General features: G+C 73.2%; 2 protein-coding genes. One reads left to right on the top strand and one right to left on the bottom strand.

Annotated elements, in window-relative coordinates:
- Positions 1-1,741 (top strand): YbcC family protein (locus tag G7A99_RS18445; protein ID WP_163142928.1); only part of this gene is annotated, 1,741 nt, incomplete at its 5' end.
- 16 nt (positions 1,742-1,757) lie between these two features.
- Here G7A99_RS18445 and G7A99_RS18440 read toward each other — a convergent pair.
- On the bottom strand, positions 1,758-2,168 hold a 411-nt coding region (locus G7A99_RS18440), incomplete at its 5' end, for a ParA family protein (RefSeq protein WP_163142925.1).

Here is a 2,168-nt window from a genome sequence, read left to right as displayed (position 1 = left end):
GCTCATGGACCTCGGCGGATGGGCGCAGCTGGCACGTTACCGCCTCTGGCGCGCCGAGCTGAACGACGACACGGACCGCACCGCGGTGGGGCTGCTGGCGGTACGAATGGCGTGGGAGCAGGCCCTGTTCCGGCACCACCGCGAGGCGATCGAGGCCGACTGGCGGGACGTCTGCGCCAGCCATGCCCGGCCGGTTTCCCCGCAGGAACGGCACATCGTCGACGCGCTGCTGCAGGACGCCGCGGAGCGCAGTGCCCAGCGCCGGCTGCCCGAACAGCTCACGCCGGACAGTCAGGCCGACGACGACCGGCCGGACACCCAGGCCGTATTCTGCATCGATGTCCGCTCGGAGGTCTTCCGGCGCTGCCTGGAACGGGTCGCGCCGTCGGTACAGACGCTGGGCTTCGCGGGATTCTTCGGTCTGCCGCTGGCACACCGGGAGGCCGGCTCGCACCTCTGCGAGGCACGCTGCCCGGGGCTCGTGCCCCCGGCACTGGAGAGCCGCACACCGGAGACGGGCGGGACCGCCGGGCACTGGATCAGGGCGCGCGCGTCACGGGCGTGGAAGCGCTTCAAGCTCGCAGCCGTATCGTCCTTCGCGTTCGTGGAGTCGATGGGCCCCGTCTACGCCGGCAAGCTGCTGGGCGACAGCCTCGGTCTGCACCGGCGCCACCAGGGCAGCGCAGCCCCCGCCCCGGACATTCCGGGTCTCGGCCCGGAGGAACGCGCGGAGACCGCCGAGTCCGTCCTGCGGACGATGTCGCTCACGAACAACTTCTCCCGACTGGTGGTCTTCGTCGGCCATGGCGCCGGGGTCACCAACAATCCGCACGCCGGCACGCTGCAGTGCGGCGCCTGCGGCGGACACGCCGGGGACGTCAACGCCAGGGCGCTCGCCGGCCTGCTCAACGACCCGGATGTCAGGGCGCGGCTGGCCGGGCGCGGCATACCGGTTCCCGCGGACACGCTCTTCGTGGGCGCGCTCCACGACACCACCTCGGACCGGGTCATGCTCTTCGACGGTGACGCCCCGTCATCCGCGCACCGGGATGACCTGGCGAGGCTCGCGCAGCGGTTCGACACCGCCGGCGAACTCGCCCGCGACGAACGCGCGCGGCGGCTGCCCCGGGCCAGGCACGGGTCGGACGTGGCCGCCCGGGGCCGCAACTGGGCCGAGCTGCGCCCGGAGTGGGGCCTGGCCGGCTGCAGCGCCTTCATCGTGGCGCCGAGGCACCGCACCCGTGGCCGTGACCTCGGCGGCCGGGCCTTTCTGCACAGCTACGAATGGCGCGATGACGAGGGCTTCCGCGTCCTCGAGCAGATCCTGACGGCACCGGTCGTCGTGGCGAGCTGGATCAACCTGCAGTATTACGGCTCGACGGTGGCGCCGGAGACGTTCGGCGGGGGCAGCAAGGTCCTGCACAACGTCACCGGGGGTATCGGCGTGGTCGAGGGCAACGGTGGTGCGCTGCGTACCGGACTGCCCTGGCAGTCGGTACACGACGGCGACCGACCCGCCCACCACCCCCTGAGGCTGACGGTGGTCATCGAGGCCCCGACGGAGGCCATAGACCGGGTCCTGCGGCGCCATGACGACGTCCGCGCGATGTTCGACAACCGCTGGGCGCACCTGCTGGCAGTGGACGAGTCCGGGCAGCTCGCCTGGCGTTACCACCGTGCCGGGCACTGGACGCGCTGGACCGACGACCGGGACGCCGCCCCGGTCGCGGCCGCCGGCTGATCCCCGCGACAGGGGATCAGCGTCCGAACCCGGCGGCGACCTCGGCCCAGAGCCCGGCATACGCCCTGGCGGCGGCGCTGCGCGGGGCGAACGTCCCCACCGGTGCCTGCTCCAGGCCCATGCGCTCGACCACGCTGGCATAGGGGACCCAGCCGGCCATCAGCCCCTCGAAGGCCGCGGGCGGCTCCGCCAGCCAGTCCCGGTGCAAACGGCGGCGGCGGTCCACCAGGCTGAAGAACGGGGAGAGCCGCCGGCGCACCGACTTCTTGCCGCCCAGGTGCTCGCGCATCTGCGTCCACGCCCGCAGTGACAGCGGGCTCGGCACCACTGGCACCAGCACCCGGTCCGCCGCCCGCGCGACCTGCTCGGCGAAGCGGGACAGCCCCGGCGGGCAGTCCAGCACCACGAGCGCGTACTGCTCGGCGAA

It is taken from the genome of Arhodomonas sp. KWT (genome assembly GCF_010993615.1).
Note: the sequence above shows the minus strand (reverse complement) of the source record. Positions and strands in the feature narration are given on the sequence as shown.